The organism is Magnetococcales bacterium (assembly GCA_015232395.1).
GTDB lineage: Bacteria > Pseudomonadota > Magnetococcia > Magnetococcales > JADFZT01 > JADFZT01.
The window spans coordinates 21542-38618 of sequence record JADFZT010000022.1; the positions used below are offsets into that span (position 1 = coordinate 21542).

Consider the following 17077-nt stretch of genomic DNA (forward strand, 5'->3'; position numbering starts at 1 on the left):
GTTCAACCAAGGCAGCCGGTGAAAATCTACATCAAAAAGGCAGGCCACATCAAAAAGGCAGGCCACGTCAAAAAGCGGGACAAGAAAACGCCCTGCTTTTCAGTCAAACAAGCAGCCGGAATCAAGCCACTGAGGCCCCTCAAGCCAATTTATCCATTTATTGGATCATACATCCCCAGAATGGGGGTGACCAAATGCAGAGGATGGAAAGAGGCTTCGAAAAAAAACCGAGGGAAAGCCCCGAACAGGCCACTTCCACGCGTCAAAGCGCTCAATCAATCGGGTGGGGCGCCGGAAAAATTTGGTTACAAACAGCCGATAGACTACCGTAATCCCGGCCTTGAGAAAAGGAAAAAGGCGAAGTGAGTCGAGGAAAATGCTGCAAAGCACAAAAGATCTGCCATAGCCGTTCAATCAAATAAATGGCCTCTCTTCCCTGACTCACCATTCCCGCAAACCTGACTCACCATTTCCTGGGAATGCGGGGATCCAGGGAGATCATGACAGCCCTTGAGCAAAAAGCCGAATTTTCAGGAAGCCGGGAGTTTTGCTGAAAGGGGCTCAAAATTGGACAAGGTTCGCGCCAGAGACCCTGGATTCCCGCCTTCGTGGGAATGAGAGCAAAGGAGCAACGGCATCTTGATTGGAATGGCCATATTTACGTGCCGGAGATATGAAATGAGCCCGTCAAACCGCTTTCGGTATGGGTCAGGGTGCAGGAGGTCACTTCCCGGAAACCCACCGGATTGGGGGTGATGACATACCCGGCCGGCAGCCCCTCTTCCAAAACCCGGGAAGCATCGGTGCAGTTTTCCACCTTGGCACAGCTGGGCTTATCTACGGCGCAGTGTACCAGATTGATCTGGCCACCAGCGACCAGGCCACCAACAATGCCTTCCAAAGCGGTCTGGGCGGCTTCATCAGAGAGATCGGCAAACATGGGCACGGCAATCGCAACCAGTACACCGATAATCACCACAACCATGATAAGCTCGATCAGGGTGAAACCACTCTGCAGGTAGCGGGCAGCCCCCGTTTTTTCAACCCTGGGAAAGAGTGATATCCCAGTCAAACCCTGGAAGAGCCGCTCCCTTTTCATCGCTCCCACCCCGCTGGTAACAGACCCATCATCCCGCAACAGACCAAAAAGCCGTCACCTCGTTCCGATCACAGACCAGACCACTCGACAAAATCGCCCCAAAAGCGATAACCCAATCCCCAAACAGCAAAGCCCCCCCCAGCCTGTTCCTGGCCGGGGGGGGTGATGCTCTGTCGGGAGTAGCGGTCAAGCCACTCCCGACCGTGTCAGGTCAACAAAGTTACGGTTGGATAACCGTCGCTGAAGCGGTCATGGAACCGATGGTCACGATACAGGCAGGGTAGGTACCCGACATGGCGGCATCAGCGGGCAGACCCCCTTCGAGAATGTTGGTCACATCGGCACAAGCCGCGAGGGAGACACAGTCGTTGTGGCCGGAAGAGACGGTACAGACCGCTTTGTTGGTGGCGCTGGCCGACATGATCGCCCCGGCAATACCGTCCGCAGAAGCCTGTTCCGCTTCGCTGCTCAGATCGGCAAACTTGGGCACAGCCACAGCGGCCAGGATACCCAGGATAACGATCACCATGATCAATTCGATGAGGGTAAAGCCACTTTCACGGTGTTTTTGGTTACGAATTTGAGTGTTCATGGTACAACTCCTTGATTTCCCTTCAGGTCGCAACCTTCAGGATGGAAATTGCCCCGCTCAGGTTTCCCAAAGGGCCGCAGCCCTTGCGTGGAAAAGTGAACAGGACTCACATGGCCCTCTATTGGACCACACATCCATATTAAACTATAAGCGAATTGAATGATACCCCATAGTCGGAAACAGAACGTAACAACTTCTTCATCCTATATAATTTTGATAAATGTCGTATTATTCACCAAAAATTCTCAAAAAGTTCATACAAAGCCCATCCTGAAAAAAAGATCAGCAAAAGACCCATCAGCCTTGGATGGGTGTGCAACAGGCGACTGGGCAAGCTCCGAAGATATTGAACATGGCTCTTGACAGCCTCACCGGAGAACTGCTGATTGGCCCACGCCTCAAAACGTTTAAGAAGGCTCGGACGAAAGGTGATACAGAGCCCCACCCCCAGGGTAAAGAGCGTCGAGAGGGCGGTAAAAAGAACAAAACTATCCCAGATCCACTCCCGCACATGACGAGAGCTGGCACTCCCTTTGGGGGTGGGCTCTCCCAATTCCCGAGCCAAGTGGCTCCAGAGAACATGCAGGATGATCGCCGATATCAGAGAGATCCCTCCCCCGAATAGACGGTGATGCCGGTAGACAAAGCGCTCCACCGTCATCGACCAGACCCATTTGTGGAAAACCTCCGACGGGGTCATTTCCAGAGCGTCACGCACCCCGGGCCGGGTCAACAAGGCAATCCCCATGACCAATCCAGCCAAGGAGCCCAATACCAGCCCAATCAGCGTCACTCCGGTTAAAACGGATCCCAGCATCCCCTCCCCTTCCTTATTTCACCCCGACACAGAGCCACTCCCCAATGGCCTGGAACCACTTCAGCCACATGCATTCCTTATTTCAGCCTGCCTCTCCTGGCCCGGCCTACTCCCCTTGGCCACTGGCTATTTTTTCCCTGTGGCCGCAGAACCCATATCCCACATGGGCAGGAAAATACCCAATGCCAGCACCAACACCATGGCACCGATCACGGTGAGAAGGATCGGCTCAATGGCGGAACTCAACCCTTTGACATCGTAGGAAACTTCCCGTTCATAAAATTCCGCCACCTCCTGCATCATCTCTTCCATGCCGCCGGTCTCCTCACCGACACTCATCATCTGCAACACCAGGGGGGTAAAGAGTTCGCTGTTGTAGGCGGATTGGGTGAGGCTCTCACCCCGCTCGATACCCGCCCGCATCTCTTTGATCTTCGACTCCACAAAGGAGTTGCCGACCGCTTCGGAAACCGCCGTCAACACCTGGATCACCGGCAGCCCGGCTCTCGCCCCCATGGTGAAGGAGCGGGCAAAGCGGGCCATGGTGGCGCGGTTGATGATGGAACCGACGATGGGCAGCTTCAGCTTTTGGTGATCCCATTTGAGCCGCCCGGCCGTGGTATTGCTCCAATATTTAAAGCCATAGACCACCCCCCCCAGGAAAACAATGATATAGGCGGCATAGTCCTGGGTAAATTTGGAAGTACCCAGCAATATTCGGGTCGCCAGGGGAAGTTCCGAACCAAAACGGGAAAACATGCCGGCAAAGGCCGGAATGACAAAATAGTTGACGATAAACATCGCAATCACGATGGCGATAATCACGAAGGTGGGATATCTCAGCGCGCTTTTGATCTGCTTGCGGGTCTCCTTGTCCACCTCCATATATTCAAAGAGCTGCTGAAAGGAGTCCTCCATACGCCCGGTCTCCTCCCCCATGCGGATGATGCGAATGTAGAGCTTGTCAAAAATTTTGGGGTGTTCGGACATGGCGGTGGAGAGTTCCTGACCCGCTTGCAGGTCCAAGGACATCTTTTCCATCGCCTCCACCAGTTTTTTGTTGTTGGTGGACTCTGCCAACCCTTGGAAGGAACGGATGAGGGAGACGCCGGCCTTGGAGAGGGTAAACATTTGCCGGGTAAAAAGGATGAGGTCATCGTCACTGGGCCACTCGATAAACATGGCCAACTCCCCACCACCGCCTCCCTTGTTACCACCACTGCCGGCAACGGGATCGATGGAGATGGGTTCGATGCGGCGGTTGAGGAGTTGCTCCACCACGGAATCGGCATTGGGTGCGACCACCTCACCCTTGACGACCTTGCCTTCCGAACGACCTGTATAGTTAAATTTTGGCACGCATATACCTCAAAAATCAGGCCGCTGGAGGCGGTGCAGCGCTGGCAGCGGGCTTCTCTTCCCCAGCCTCCCCGGCTTTGGCATCACCCTCCTCTTCATCCTCCTTGTCTTCCGGATCGATATCGGTGGTGAGGCGCATCATTTCCGACAGGCTGGTGATCCCCTTCAAGGCGTAGCTTAAGGCGGCCATATGCAAGGGGACAAAACCTTTTTGGGACTGAGCCGCCTTAAAAAATCCTTCGGTATCGTCCCGGCGCAGGGCATCTGCCAGAGGGCCTTTCATCTCCAGCAACTCCACTACCGCGATCCGACCGGTGTAGCCGGTCTGATTGCAGTTTTGGCACCCCCGCCCCTTATAGAGAAAAGCGCCCCGAACCCGGGGGCCCAGCATCCCCAAAAGAATGGTTTTTTCTTCGTCATCCGGGACATATTTTTCAATGCAGTCCCGACAGATGCGGCGGATCAGGCGTTGGGCGGAGATACACCGCAGAGCCGCAGCCACTGCATACCCTTCCACCCCCATCTCCACCAATCGAATGGCGGTGGAGACCGCATCGTTGGTATGAAGGGTGGAGAGCACCAGATGGCCGGTCAAGGCGGCTCGGATGGCGATTTCCGAGGTGGTCTGATCCCGCATCTCACCCACCAGCACCACATCGGGATCCTGGCGCAAAACGGTGCGCAACACGGACGCAAAGGTCAAACCGATCTTTTCCCGAATCTGCACCTGATTGATCCGGGGCAGCCGGTATTCCACCGGGTCTTCGACGGTGATAATTTTTTTGGACGCGCTGTTCAGATGGTTCAACGCCCCATAGAGGGTGGTGGTTTTACCGCTACCCGTGGGACCAGTAACGAGAATCAAACCGTGGGGGCGGGTAATCAGATATTTAAACCGGGTGAGAAGTTGGGGAGGCATCCCCACCATGTCGAGGTTGAGATTGTCCGCCGACTGGTCCAAAAGCCGCAGCACCACCGACTCGCCATCCTGGATGGGCAGGGTGGAAAGACGTACATCCACCGAGCGATCCTTCACGGTCATGTTGAAGCGACCATCCTGGGGCAGGCGCTTTTCAGCAATTTCCAGGCCTGCCATCAATTTCAGGCGGGAGACCAGGGCCGGTGCGATCCGTTTTTCCTTGACGATCTGCTCCTGGAGCACCCCATCGATCCGCTGGCGAATCCGCAGCACCTCTTCATCGGGCTCAATATGGATGTCGGAAGCCCCCATCTGCACCGCATCTTCAAAAAGCGACTGGAGAATCTTGACGACAGGCGCGTCCACCACCATTTCGGACTGGACCAGACGATCCAGGTTAAAGTCCGATTTGGCAACCTCCTCGCCCAACACTTCCGCCTGTTCGTGAATCTCCTCGGTACGGCGGTAGATCCGATCCAGGGTGCGCAAAAGCTCGGTTTCGCTCACCATGGCCAGGCGAGGCGGCTTTTTGAGCAGGCGGCTTAGTTCATCGAAAACGAACACATCCGTGGGATCGGCCATCCCCACCAGCAGCCCATCGGTGCCATCAGCCAGCGCTACCGAGCGAAACCGCCGGGCAGAAGCCTCAGGGAGGAGTTGAACGACTTCAGGGTTGAAACGGAACTGTTTGAGATCGACAAAGGGGAGGTCGAGCTGGGAGGCCAAAAATTCGAGAAAGTTTTTTTCGCTGATGATACCCAGCTGAATCAGGCTCTGCCCGAGCTTCTTACCCGTGCGTTTTTGCTCGGACAGCGCCTTTTTCAGCTGTTCTTCGGAGATCAGCCCATGGTCCACCAGCTGGTCGCCGATGCGGACCTTTTTTCGCTGCTGGGCAAGGAAGCCCTGGAGCTTCTTGTCGGTGACAAGCTCCAGCTCCACCAGGGCTTCGCCCAGCTTTTTGCCACTCTTTTTTTGATGACCCAGGGCCTGGACGAGCTGATCATTGGTAATGATCCCATTCTGGACGAGCAGATCCCCCAGGCGGGCCTTTTTTTTCCGTAACTGCATACCAGATCGTCCAGGCTTATCTTGTTGGAATCAAAGCTTACATGGATTCCATGCGTTTGCGTACGAAGCTCCGGAGTTTACGGTTCAACTGACCGCTGTTCAAGGCCAGGGAGTAGGCCTTGCGGGCTTCATCATTTTCACTCACCCGCTCCAGAGAGATGGCCATACCCATCCGCCAGATCCCCTTGTCGGGATGCTGCTCCAGGAGGGCCTCATAGAGGTCGATGGCCTGCCAATGTTTTTCCTCCCGCTGATAGAGGGCGGCCAAAAAGGCGGCCAGGTTGGGCTCACTGACGGCGAGCTTGGTATACTCCTGCCCCTTGATTTCATTTTCCAAAATGGCGAGGGCCTCTGCGGGCCGGTTGGTGGCCACCAAAAGCTGGGCCAGCCCCCGACGGGCTTCCGGGTGTTGGGGCTCCAGCTCCAGCACCTGCCGATAGCCCTCCTCGGCTTCGGTATTGTTGCCTTGGGCCGAGGCCTCAACCGCCTGCGCCATCAGATCAGTAACCCGTTTTTCAAGAAGAGGGCCGCTCAAAACCACCGGGGACCTGGAAATACGACTCAATTCCCGCTCATTGACACTCTCGCTGGTTGCAGCCAGAGCCGCATTGAGGGTATCGGCCTGCTGGCTGCTCTCCCCATTCCAGGAGTCGTTCTCCTGGCTGGCGGTGGCCAGAAGGGGGGACTCATTTACTTTTTCAGAAGCCGTGGTGCTGGCACTCCCGCTGGCAGCAGCTTTTTCAGCCACATCGCTGATGGTCGCCGGTTTGGTCCGGGTCGTGGCCTGGGCCGTCACCATGGGTGCAGCTGTGCTCTGCATCTCCTGGGTGGGATCCAGGGTGACGATGTGGGCGCCTGTCCCTTCACTGCGCTTAAACTCCCGGGCGGCCGATCTCGCCTCTTCGATATTTTTAAAATGTCCGATGCGTACGTTTTGCCAAACGATATCCGGATTCTGGGGCCGGATCACCTCATTGATGTAAGCGTCATAGCCTTTTTCCTGCAACTGTCTGACCACCCTGGCAGCCCCTGCCTGGGCACGATAGGCCCCCACCTGAATGGCGTGGCTACCCTGCCTGGCTGAAGCGCTCACCTTTTCCACAGCTGCCTCGGCTTGGGGAGCCTGGGAGACCTGGGCTTGAGCCTGGGAGGCTTGGACTTGAGCCTGGACGGTGTTGGCAGCCTGAGTTGAAGCGCTGGCAGAATCATTATCACTGGGCGCTGGATCAGGCAGCACCAAATTGGCAGCCAGCTGGGTTTTTTCCTGCTCCAGGCTCTTTTCAAACCGGGTCAGGAAGCGCTTGAATTTGTCCGTTGAGGTGCCAAAAAGCTGGGCCTGGCGGTTTTCCCGCTTGATGAAGGCATCCAGTGCCTGGCGTGCTGTGGGTTCGCTGGAAAAAGCCCCCACCTGGACCGTCCGCCAAGAACGTTTTTTGGCATCAATGACCTCCAGGATATAGGGTTTGTAACCTTTGGACTGCAGTTCATTGGCGGTTTTGAGGGCCGCATCGATGGTCTGAAAGGCGGCCACCTGCATGGAGTAGATCCGCTCTCCGCTCTCAGTGGCTTCCCGGGATTTTTTGGGCGTATCCTTGGTGCTCTCTTGGGGCTGCACCTGGGCTTTCACCTCGGGTGCCGGACTCTTCTCGGGCTTTGATACGGAAGTCGCCCGGGCCTGCTCGGCGATCAGACGGGAAGCGTCCGCCAGAGAATTTTTCCTGGCAGCCGACTCTTGGGCCTGTTTGAGCTGTTGGGGCTCGGGGGCCGGGGTGCGAAAATCAGCGACCTGGGAAGCGCTCTGACGAGAACGATCCTCCCGGGCTTCCTGTTGATAACGGGGGGCCTCCTGTTGATAACGGGGAGCTTCCTGTTGGTAACGGCCCTCTTGTCGGTAATCCTGTTGCCGGGAAGAGAAGCTCTCTGCCCTATTATTGTAAGCCGGAGCCTGGGAGCTGTTTTGGGCGATCATGGCTTCGGATCTGCCCCCCCCGTCCTTCTCCCGAGCCTGCCCCTGACCATGGGCCGGACCACCCCCACTGCCCAAGGGAAAGAGCGCCAGGTTAAAATCCAGGGAGGTGCCACGGGCCACATCCAGGGGCACTTCCAGGTCATAAAAACCGGCCTTTTTGAGCACCATCCGATATTTTCCGGTGGGCCACTCAAACTGGAGAGGTGTGGTGCCCAGGAATTGATCGTCCACCAAAAGCCCTGCCCCCACAGGCTCGCTCACGGTGGTGATGAGGCCGATATCCCCCCCCCCATCCCGATGGATGTTGGTGAGAGTCGGCATCCGATCCCGATAGTTCATGCCAAGCCCCGCCTGCATTCCGGGAGGGCCGCTTTGGGCTTCCAGGTCTGCGGCATCCGACAGCAACGCCGCCGCTGGCAGGATGGTGGGGACCGTGATGGCTTTTTTCTTGGGGAACCATTTATCCAGCGCCTCCGGTCCAGCCACCACAATCAGAGTGGCGGTCAGCCCGAAGATGATCAAAGTGCTCCCTTTGACCCCACTGGTCGAGGCCGTTTCCACAGCAAGGGGAGCTGGCTGGGATGGGGCTTCCTGACCATCCTGGGCAGCACGCACCGGGGTCTGTTTACGGGAAAACTTGTTAAAGATGTCGCTTAAGGGGCTCACTTTGCTTCCACTCCTTGAAAGAGTCTGTCTGACACGTCCATTCTAGCTATCCCCGGACGGACGGGATGTGGTTGTATCGCTCTCTGGTGCCGGGCACTCTCTGATTTTTGATCCCAAATCTCGTTCTACAGCTCGTGATATCATTTGGTCCTGAACATATGGCTGATTCCCTGCCCCCATGGATAAGGTGTACCGCTAGCGGATCCAATCCATCGAGGCGGTTTCAGGCTTCATTTCCTGAATACGCTTGGCGGTTTCAGTCACCTGCTTGCGCCAATCGCCACTCTCGCCGACGATGACCGGGCGGATGAGAATCACCAGTTCGTTTTTCTTCCACACCTTTTCCGTATGGCTGAAGAGCGTCCCCAGATAGGGAATGCTTCCCAGGAAGGGCAGGCTATCGGAATTATCCTCCAGTTCCCGCTTCATCAAACCACCGATCACCGCCACCTCTCCATTGCGTACCCGAATGATGGAGTCGGCTTCTCTCGACTTACTGAATGCCAGGGGCAGGTTGTAAATTTTATCTCCCATGTCGATGGTTTTGATCCTGTCTTCCACTTCGTTCACCGTGGGGTGGACGTGGAGAGTGATCCAATCATCCTCACCCACCTGGGGGGTGACATCCAAAGCGACCCCGGAAAAATAGGTTTTAAAAACGGGGTTGAGGGTGTCTTGGGTGCCTGTGCTGGTGGTCTCACTCTCCAATTCCATGTCGGACATGAAGATTTCATCTTCCCCCACCTTGATCACCGCCTTTTGATTGTTGATGGTGGCCACTCGGGGGCTGGAAAGCACCTGTACCTTGCCCTGCTGCTGAAGCAGATTGATAAAGCCGATAAAATCATGCTCCCGAAAGGCCAGGGAAAAGGGCTCTGCGACCGTTTTGGAGAGAATGACACCCTGACTCCACTCCATGACGGCTGATTCATCGCTTTCATCCAACGTTTCCAAAAAAGTCGTGCCGTCATTGGGTTCGCTCTGTAGAGGCCCCAAACGATCGGAACCGATCCCTTTATTGATCGCCAACCAGTCCACACCGAACTGAAACCCGTCGCTGAGCTCAACCTCCAAAATTTTGGCTTCCAGGATCACCTGCCGCTGGCTTCTGGCGCGCAGTTGGCTCAAATAACCTTCGATATCCCGGATCTCCTGGGGCAAGGCCCGCACAACGATCAGGCCCGCCTGCTTGTTGACCATCACCCGGCGAATGGTAACATCGGAATCAACCGTGCGCTTGTAAGTCGATCTGGACTCGGACTCCTTGACGATGGATTCATTTCGATCTCTGGAGGAATTTTCCTGGCCTTCAATCCTACTGGAAGAGTCTGCCTGCCACGCATCATCCATCCCCAGAAAAGCACGAATGGCCGACTCCAGATCTCCCCAGAGGTCCGCTTCATAGTCGGTGGTCACATCACTGCCAGGGCTGTTGCTATCGCTACTGCTTGAGCTGCCGTCGGCATTGGTGGATTGGGAAGTGACCGACATGTTTCCGGAGTTGACGCTGGTCTGGGTGTGCCCGCCCCGCTTCAAGGGCAAAAAGTCCACCCGGAAGGTGCGGGTCACCAGACGGGAACTGGGATAGACCTTGAATCCCCGGAAGGTGCCGGAGCCTCCGGCAGCAAAGGGCTGGCAGTCGTAGCCATACATCTCGCAGACCGCCTCTACCGTCTCAAAAACCGTGACATTATTGAGTTCCAGACTGATCTCCCCTTCGAGATTGGGATGCAGCACCATGTTCAGACGGGGATCATCGGTGACCAGGCTTTGAAAAAATTCCCGGGCCGGGGCCTTGTCCACCAGGATGTCAAACCGGGGCTCCACCGGGGGAGTCGGGATTTTGTCCAGCAACTCCAAATCGAGCAGCGCCATGGAGACATTTTCAGGCACACCCCCCTCTACTTCACTCAAGGAGGTGCCACCATTCCTGGAGGCCTCATCGCTACCGGTGATGGGGGTGGTATTTTCCATCATGGCGTCATAAATGGCCTGAAACTCACTACCACCCTCCTCCTGATTACTGGCACAGGAGGTGGTGAGGAGCAATACGGCTACCAGTGTCAACCACCGGTTCTGTTTGCGTCCAAGTTTCATAGTTAAATTCCAAGCCGCCAATATTTTGGCCCTGGCTGATCCAATCCAGTATTTGAGGGGATTTTGAGCCGCTTCATCACTCTTATATTCCACTTTGCCGCTTGTTTTCCCTCTTTCCAGGCCTTTCAGTCGCTTCTGCTCTCTCTTTTCTGAGCACGACCTCCCACGAACGAATAGAAAGCAATTACTGTTCCAAGAGTTGATCAGGCTGAATATTCAGGGGAAAATGTGGGATTTGATTACGAATCGGCAGGAAGGGTGAAGTTTTTTTCAGCGCAGAGGCGGGTTAGAATGGCGGCAAGTGCGGGATGGTTGGCCTGGGGATAGTCCCGGGCACAATCCCGCCTGCGGACTTGGGGATATGTTTGATAGAGATCCTGCAAAATGGCTTCCGCTTTGGCTTCCTCCCCCTGTGCCGCCTCTACCAGAGCCAGCAGGGAGAGGGCATCGCTGGCATCGGGATGCCAGACCAACACTTTTTCCAGGGGGTGGCGGGCTTCGGAAAAAAGACCGATGCGGATAAAATAGCGGGCTGCGGCCAGCAATCCCCGCCGGGTCTCGGGAAGCTTGGTGCGAATGGTTTGGAACTCCTGCCGCGCTTCCGGCCAGCGCCCCATCCGCAGGAGAATTCCACCAAGGTCGGCATGATAACGCCAGTAGCGGGGGTTGAAGCGTTGGGCTTGCCGATAGTGATAAGCCGCTTGGGGAAGGTTGCCTGCCATGTTGTGATAGTTACCCAAAAAACGATGAGCAGCGTAATTTTTCTCCGTTTGGGCAATACTCGTTTCCAGGAGCGGCACACTCCCCCGCCAGTGGTAGAGCTGGGCTTTGGCGAGGGTGGCAAAGGTGGTCAGCAAAAGCAGGCCGGCCAGGGCTGAAATCCACCATCTCCCGGAAAAACGTCGCCCCAGAGCGTGCACCCCCCAGGCCACCACCACCCCAAATCCCACATGGGGCAGATAGGTAAAACGATCCGCCATCAACTGATCCCCCACCTGCACCAGACCCAGGGTGGGGGTGAGCATGCCCAAAAACCAGAGCCAGCCCACCGCAAACCAGGGATGAGCCTGTCGCAGATACCAAGCCCATCCGGTCAGGGTGAGGAGAACCCCGCCTGAGAGCGCCGTCTGCCACCAGGGATAAGGCTCCGGGGGAATGGGATGGATCAGAGTGAGAGAGACGGGAACCAAGCTTTTCCACACATAGAGCCCACCCGCCATCAACATATGGCCTAAACGGGTTTGTAGCGACAGGGTGCTGGGGGAGGCGATCACCTCGTCCATGGCTCCGGCAGCCCCCATGTTGATCGCAATAACCAGAAACGCCACCAGATAGTAGGGCCATTTTTCCAAAATCAACCGCCCCCACCCCTCCCGGTCCCGTTTGAGTGGCCAGCCATCCAGGAGCAAAAACAGAAATGGCAGGGTGATGGGCATGGGTTTGGCGAGGAGCGCCAAAAAATAGCAGAGCAGGGATTTTTGCCGGGGGGCCATCGTGGTTTGGCTGGAACGATCCGGGTGGCCGCTCTCTTTGACGTGGTCCAGATAAAACCACAACGCCCCCAGAGCCAGGCAGGTGGAGAGCACATCCTTGCGTTCGATCACCCAGGCCACCGACTCCACCGCCATGGGGTGCAGGGCAAAGAGGCCAGCCGCCAGGGCGCTGCACCACACCGCCCCGGTCATGCGCCTGAGCAGGGCAAAAACCAGCACCCCGTTGATCAGGTGAAAAATCAGGTTGGTCAGATGCATCTGACCCGGGTTAAAACCGAAGAGGGAGATCTCCACCATGAAGGTGAGCCAGGTGAGGGGGATCCACATGGCGACGTTGTCAGCGGTCCAAGCCCAGTGAAGCCCCTCCCAACTCAACCCTTCAGCGATGGGAGAGAGACCGGTAAGATAGTAGGTGTCGTCCACATGGATGAGGGGATAGCTCCACACCCGCCAGTAGACAAAAAGAATCACCGCCATCAGAGCAGCGGCGATATAGATAAACCCCACCCGAGGCGGTCCCCTCCCCTCCTGGGGGAAATCACCGACCACAGGGGGCTTATTCGGCTTCGGCATCATCACTCTTGAATCGCAATTTCAGCTCCTGCCCCCAGCCATCCTTGAAGTTAATGGCCACCGCCCGCTCCACATCAACAAATATTTCATCATCACCGGGATCAAAAATCTGTTCGATGATGGTCTCCCGATCCTGCTCCACAAACTGATCGTCCGTGCTCTCCTCATCCCCGGTATCGCTGCCATCATTCAAGGTCGCACCAATGCTCGCCTTGCCTCCCAGAAAGGTGATCTCATAGGTGGCACTCAGAGGCCAAAATTTTCGGCTCAAGGAAGCACTCACCGCATGGTATTTGGTGAGGGCCAGCACCGTGACCGGGGGAATCTGGGCATCGTTGACGTTACCGGTGAGCCAGGCAAATTGCATCTCCCGCCACTGCTCCTTGCTACATTGATCCTCACCGGTGCCATAGCTGATTTCGTAGAGGGTATATTTGGGACTGTATTCCACAACCAGGGCACCCGTCACCTCCTGGGCTGAATAATATTCCCCCCGGTCGGAAAAATAGGTGGGAGCCAGAGTCTTCTGCCCGTCGTTATCGTAAAAATCGGTACTGTCGATGATGCTGACCGAAGGGCTGTCATAATGATAAACCAGCTGCTGGCTGCGCGCCCGGCGAAAGATCAGGGTTTCGGTGATTTTTTCGCTCCGGGTGCCCAATTTTTTGGCACTCCCGTCATCCACCTCCACGGTGAGGCCCCCACTGCGGGCCGCTGAGGAGCAGTAGAGCCGCACCCGCCGCTTACCCCACTCCCGCTGCACCAGGGAGGAGGCATAATCCTGGAGGTCATATTCGCCATATAGCCGGTCATACAGATTGACGCCATAGGGCTCGACAATCACCGGGGTCGCCCCCTCGCCGATCTCTTCAACCAGTGCGGCGGGGCCGGCCTCCTCTATGGATTTAAAGTCGATTTTGAGACCTGCGATCACCTTGTTTTCTTCCGTCATGGTCCACTCCTCAAGCGCTGGAAAAAGGGTATGATTGGACCTCTGACGTTAGATTGTTTTTAACCGATACTTAAGGCTGAAGCGCATCACCAAATCGGAAGGGGAATGGGGGGATAAAAACGAGCCATTGCAGAGTGCAGTAAGCCCCGTGAACCGCATCATCGGGGCTCTATCGTTGCGTGCGTGCATCTGATACCAATTCCGGTTCAACAGGTGAGTCAAATAAAAAAACGTTTAGCCACAGAGGACACGGAGAACACGGAGAACACAGAGAAAACCAAAATCGAGCCAAAACGCGTGCTCGGTAGTGTTTGGAATATTCGGCTGTTGTTTATGCTTTTCCTCTGTGGCCTCTGTGTTCTCTGTGGCAGATTTTTCGGTTTTGAATGAAGATCAAACAATGGCCTTAAGCTCATCGTTTGAACCAGAATTCGTATGATGGGGGCGTTTCGGGGGAGAAGCGTTGGATGGTGCCATTGCGGTTTTGATTGATGTGGTTGGCCCAGCTCACCGCACCCTACGGATTTTGTCGGATTTCACGGGGGGGAAAGCGATCAACCACCGATCAGATCGGTGCTCAAGCTCAAGGTATAGACCTCAAGTTTGATCTGGGCCTGGGGATATTGATCCACGACATATTCGATCTCATCCCAAAAAATCCGCCAGGGCGCATTTTCCAGATCCTTCAAAAAAGCCACTGTTTCCGGAAACCCCCCCACCAACTCCAGCTCCAGGCCGTGACGAAAGAGGACATCTTCCTCCCTTTCCTGATCTTCCTCCTTATCCTTGTTGTCATCCCCTCCCATGGGCTCCGCTTCCACCGCTTCCATGGATTTCAGCCGCAACCCGCTGTTACGATCCAAAAAGCGCTTGAGCACCTCCGGCATGTCTTCCGGGGGCACCAATGTTTCGTAACCCACTTCCAGCTCTTCGGCCAAAGCAGCCAGCTCTCTTTTCAGGCGACGTTTTTTCTTTTGGTTGTCTGCGTCTGGGTTTTGCTCGGCACGAATCAGGATCACCTTGGTCAAACCACTCATCTCCCGAATGTGTGAGAGAATGGTTTTGCGTTTTTCAGTGATCTCCTTGTAGCGGATTTCCAGGGGCTCCACATAGAGGGAATACCACCCCCCACCCAGCACCACACAGAGGGTCACCAGGAGTTGAATCCGTTCCCGTTTGGAGAGGGCGTCGATCTTATCCAGGGCACTCAGCCACTGTTCCTGTAGCTTTTCCATATCCATGGCGGCCTCCGGACTATTTCTGGGTCTTCATGTTTTTATCCATGGATTTTTTGAAATTGGCCCCTCTCTTACGGGAGCGCTGCATCTCCTTCATGGTCTTTTCCAGAACATCCCCTTCCTCAATCTCCATCAGCTTCACATCTTCATCGGTTTTAAGCTCGAACTGCAACAAACCTGGCTTTTCCAGCTTTTCCTCGATTTCCAAAAACTGAAAGCTGTGTTCTTCATAGAGTTCCTGCTCCCGGAGCTTTTGGATAAATTCAGCCACCAGGTCCGGGGTCAATACACTGGTGCGGCCCCGGATGGCCAGCTCATCGCCGCTGTCGAAAACCCCTAATCCGGTGACCCAGATTCCCGCCACCTTGCTGTCGGTGAGCCCATCAAAAAACCGGGAAAAACCGTCCATGGCATCGGAATCATCGCCACGCAAAAAATCGAGGAGTCGTTCTTTACCCAGCTTTTCCCGTCTGAGCTTGCGGATGGCGCGTTTGAGTTTAAGGCTGGGCTTGCGCTCGGGAAATTTTTTGGCAAGCTCCGCCAGCTCGTTGGCCATTTTCAGATCTTTTTGTTCCAGACCGCGCAGCTGCGCTTCCTGCTTGCCGATCCACCAGTTGCCCCCCAGGCTCAGCAGCCCCAAAATCACCAGAAGCCCCGCCGCCGCACTCAACACCACCGCTGCGGAAAAGGATTCCCGTTTGACATGAAACTGGGATTGATAAAAATTGACCAGCTGGGCCATGGCTATTCGGCCTCCGGGCGTAAAACCGCACCCAATGCCGGAAGACAACGCCCCACATCGGTGGTTTCGAACTCCTGGGCATATTCAAAAATTTCCGTCACCGGAAAGCGCTTCACCCGCATACCCAGTTTATCAGCCAGGGCATCGGTCAATCCCGGAAAAGAGATCTCCAGGGGCGCCAGGTGGAGGCTGGACGCCGGGGGCTGCATGAAATGGCTTTCGTAATAGTCCAGGGTGCGCTGCACTTCCAGGGCGATGTTATCCAGCACCGGCGAATCGGCCAGCTCCTTGGGGTCTACCTGAGCCCGACCATCCAGGGATTCCAGCAGGCGCTCCAGCCCTACCTCCAGCTGTCGAGCCATATACATGGTGCCGTCACGCACCGCCATCACCAAGCCATCCTTGGCCCGCAAAAACAGAATCCCCATGCCATCGGCGCTATCCTCACAGCGCATGGTGAGGTTGAGAAGGGCCAGTTCGTGGATATCGATGGTTTTGAGTTCAAACTTGTGCTGATGAAAAGGGGCGATCCGGGTCAGGACATCCGACTGCCGGGTGGCGACGGCATAGAGGCGTCCAGAGGTGGCGTCCGGCTGGTTGGAGGGGAGGTCGAAGGTTTCCACCACCGCCTCGGTGGCTGAAAAATCGAGCTGATCCTTGATCTTCCACCGCACAGCGGAGTTGAGTTCTTCCTTGGCCACATCCGGGGCTTCGGCTGGCAGGATCGAATATTCCTCGGGCTCCAGCAGGGTCACAAAGTGGGCTTTTTCCAGCTGGTTTTCCCGAACCATGGAGGCGATGGCCCAATCGGCTGTACGCCCCATGGTGAGGGTTTTGAAAAGACAGAGTTTGAGCACCGGGGGACCGGATGCGCGCATCATCACATGCACCAGCCCCACCCCATCGAAACGAGAAATGATGCCGACGATCTCGTGACTTTCACCACTGGCGCTTTTGCCGCTCAGGCGCTGCTTGAATTGTTGCCAAATTTCCCCAAGATTTTGATCCCCTTTACTCTGACCCTTCTCACCACTCCCCTTTTGGGGCGCAAAAAGGGCACGCATTTTTTCCAGAAAGTTTCCTGGTTTGGGCGCTGCACTTTTGGCTTTGGTTTGACCGGCCATTTCAGGGTTCCGTATCCATCCGGCAGGTTGGGGGTGGTTTAGAGTGTTCCTAAGAGCCTGATACCATCGGGCAGATCACTTTGATCCCGAAAATGCTCTGCCACAATCATGGCATCGATGGATCAATCTTCCCAGGGTCCAAACACCCGGTCCAACTCATCCAACACCGCCAACCCCCCTTCCAGAGCGTCGTCATTCTCCTCATCGCCGCCGACGATCTGGGGGTCATATTGGGCCAGGGTGGAGGAAGCCATCTCCACCACCAGGCTATCCAGGGTCATGCCCCGCTCCCGGGCCAGCTCTTCCAGCTTGGCCAGTTGGTCGTCCGGGAGCTTGATTGTCATTACGGCCATCGATTTTATCCTTAAA

General features: G+C 55.8%; 14 protein-coding genes. 1 reads left to right on the top strand and 13 read right to left on the bottom strand.

Going from position 1 to position 17077, the window contains the following annotated elements:
* The first annotated feature begins 18 nt into the window (after positions 1–18).
* Positions 19–366 carry a hypothetical protein gene (locus tag HQL52_08405; protein MBF0369461.1) on the top strand — a complete coding sequence of 116 codons (348 nt, stop codon included), beginning with the start codon at positions 19–21 and terminating at the stop codon, positions 364–366.
* A gap of 292 nt (positions 367–658) precedes the next feature.
* Here the strand turns inward: HQL52_08405 and HQL52_08410 are convergent, their stop codons facing one another.
* The 13 genes from HQL52_08410 to HQL52_08470 form a co-directional block, all read right to left on the bottom strand.
* Complete coding sequence (locus HQL52_08410; GenBank protein MBF0369462.1) at positions 659–1099, bottom strand: type II secretion system protein; 441 nt, start codon at positions 1097–1099, stop codon at positions 659–661.
* A 220-nt stretch (positions 1100–1319) separates the two neighbouring features.
* A complete protein-coding gene (locus HQL52_08415) occupies positions 1320–1691 on the bottom strand; it encodes a type II secretion system protein (GenBank protein MBF0369463.1) in 372 nt (123 codons plus the stop codon).
* A 232-nt stretch (positions 1692–1923) separates the two neighbouring features.
* A complete protein-coding gene (locus HQL52_08420; GenBank protein ID MBF0369464.1) occupies positions 1924–2508 on the bottom strand; it encodes a hypothetical protein in 585 nt (194 codons plus the stop codon).
* Between the two features lie 126 nt (positions 2509–2634).
* Positions 2635–3867 carry a type II secretion system F family protein gene (locus tag HQL52_08425; protein MBF0369465.1) on the bottom strand — a complete coding sequence of 411 codons (1233 nt, stop codon included), beginning with the start codon at positions 3865–3867 and terminating at the stop codon, positions 2635–2637.
* Between the two features lie 16 nt (positions 3868–3883).
* Positions 3884–5854 (bottom strand): Flp pilus assembly complex ATPase component TadA, encoded by a 1971-nt coding sequence (gene tadA / locus HQL52_08430; GenBank protein MBF0369466.1) that lies wholly within the window; start codon positions 5852–5854, stop codon positions 3884–3886.
* Between the two features lie 37 nt (positions 5855–5891).
* Positions 5892–8489, bottom strand: coding sequence for an SPOR domain-containing protein (locus tag HQL52_08435; GenBank protein MBF0369467.1), 2598 nt, complete (start codon positions 8487–8489; stop codon positions 5892–5894).
* A gap of 195 nt (positions 8490–8684) precedes the next feature.
* Complete coding sequence (gene mshL, locus HQL52_08440; protein MBF0369468.1) at positions 8685–10586, bottom strand: pilus (MSHA type) biogenesis protein MshL; 1902 nt, start codon at positions 10584–10586, stop codon at positions 8685–8687.
* A gap of 239 nt (positions 10587–10825) precedes the next feature.
* Entirely contained in the window at positions 10826–12586 is a 1761-nt protein-coding gene (locus HQL52_08445; protein ID MBF0369469.1) for a tetratricopeptide repeat protein, read from the bottom strand.
* Positions 12587–12635: 49 nt separating this feature from the next.
* Positions 12636–13604 (bottom strand): hypothetical protein, encoded by a 969-nt coding sequence (locus HQL52_08450; protein ID MBF0369470.1) that lies wholly within the window; start codon positions 13602–13604, stop codon positions 12636–12638.
* 554 nt (positions 13605–14158) lie between these two features.
* Positions 14159–14845: a hypothetical protein gene (locus tag HQL52_08455; protein ID MBF0369471.1), complete on the bottom strand. Its 687-nt coding sequence runs from the start codon at positions 14843–14845 to the stop codon at positions 14159–14161.
* A 13-nt stretch (positions 14846–14858) separates the two neighbouring features.
* On the bottom strand, positions 14859–15584 hold the full coding sequence (locus HQL52_08460; GenBank protein MBF0369472.1) for a hypothetical protein: 726 nt from the start codon (positions 15582–15584) through the stop codon (positions 14859–14861).
* Positions 15585–15586: 2 nt separating this feature from the next.
* Entirely contained in the window at positions 15587–16708 is a 1122-nt protein-coding gene (locus tag HQL52_08465) for a hypothetical protein (GenBank protein MBF0369473.1), read from the bottom strand.
* 122 nt (positions 16709–16830) lie between these two features.
* Positions 16831–17061: a ribbon-helix-helix protein, CopG family gene (locus HQL52_08470; protein MBF0369474.1), complete on the bottom strand. Its 231-nt coding sequence runs from the start codon at positions 17059–17061 to the stop codon at positions 16831–16833.
* Between the last annotated feature and the right edge of the window lie 16 nt (positions 17062–17077).

What these genes read in the sequence shown, in the direction of transcription:
- HQL52_08410 (MBF0369462.1), bottom strand. Translation starts at nt 1,099, where the DNA reads ATGAAAAGGGAGCGGCTCTTCCAGGGTTTGACTGGGATATCACTCTTT.
- HQL52_08415 (MBF0369463.1), bottom strand. Translation starts at nt 1,691, where the DNA reads ATGAACACTCAAATTCGTAACCAAAAACACCGTGAAAGTGGCTTTACC.
- HQL52_08420 (MBF0369464.1), bottom strand. Translation starts at nt 2,508, where the DNA reads ATGCTGGGATCCGTTTTAACCGGAGTGACGCTGATTGGGCTGGTATTG.
- tadA (MBF0369466.1), bottom strand. Translation starts at nt 5,854, where the DNA reads ATGCAGTTACGGAAAAAAAAGGCCCGCCTGGGGGATCTGCTCGTCCAG.
- mshL (MBF0369468.1), bottom strand. Translation starts at nt 10,586, where the DNA reads ATGAAACTTGGACGCAAACAGAACCGGTGGTTGACACTGGTAGCCGTA.
- HQL52_08450 (MBF0369470.1), bottom strand. Translation starts at nt 13,604, where the DNA reads ATGACGGAAGAAAACAAGGTGATCGCAGGTCTCAAAATCGACTTTAAA.
- HQL52_08455 (MBF0369471.1), bottom strand. Translation starts at nt 14,845, where the DNA reads ATGGATATGGAAAAGCTACAGGAACAGTGGCTGAGTGCCCTGGATAAG.
- HQL52_08460 (MBF0369472.1), bottom strand. Translation starts at nt 15,584, where the DNA reads ATGGCCCAGCTGGTCAATTTTTATCAATCCCAGTTTCATGTCAAACGG.
- HQL52_08465 (MBF0369473.1), bottom strand. Translation starts at nt 16,708, where the DNA reads ATGGCCGGTCAAACCAAAGCCAAAAGTGCAGCGCCCAAACCAGGAAAC.
- HQL52_08470 (MBF0369474.1), bottom strand. Translation starts at nt 17,061, where the DNA reads ATGGCCGTAATGACAATCAAGCTCCCGGACGACCAACTGGCCAAGCTG.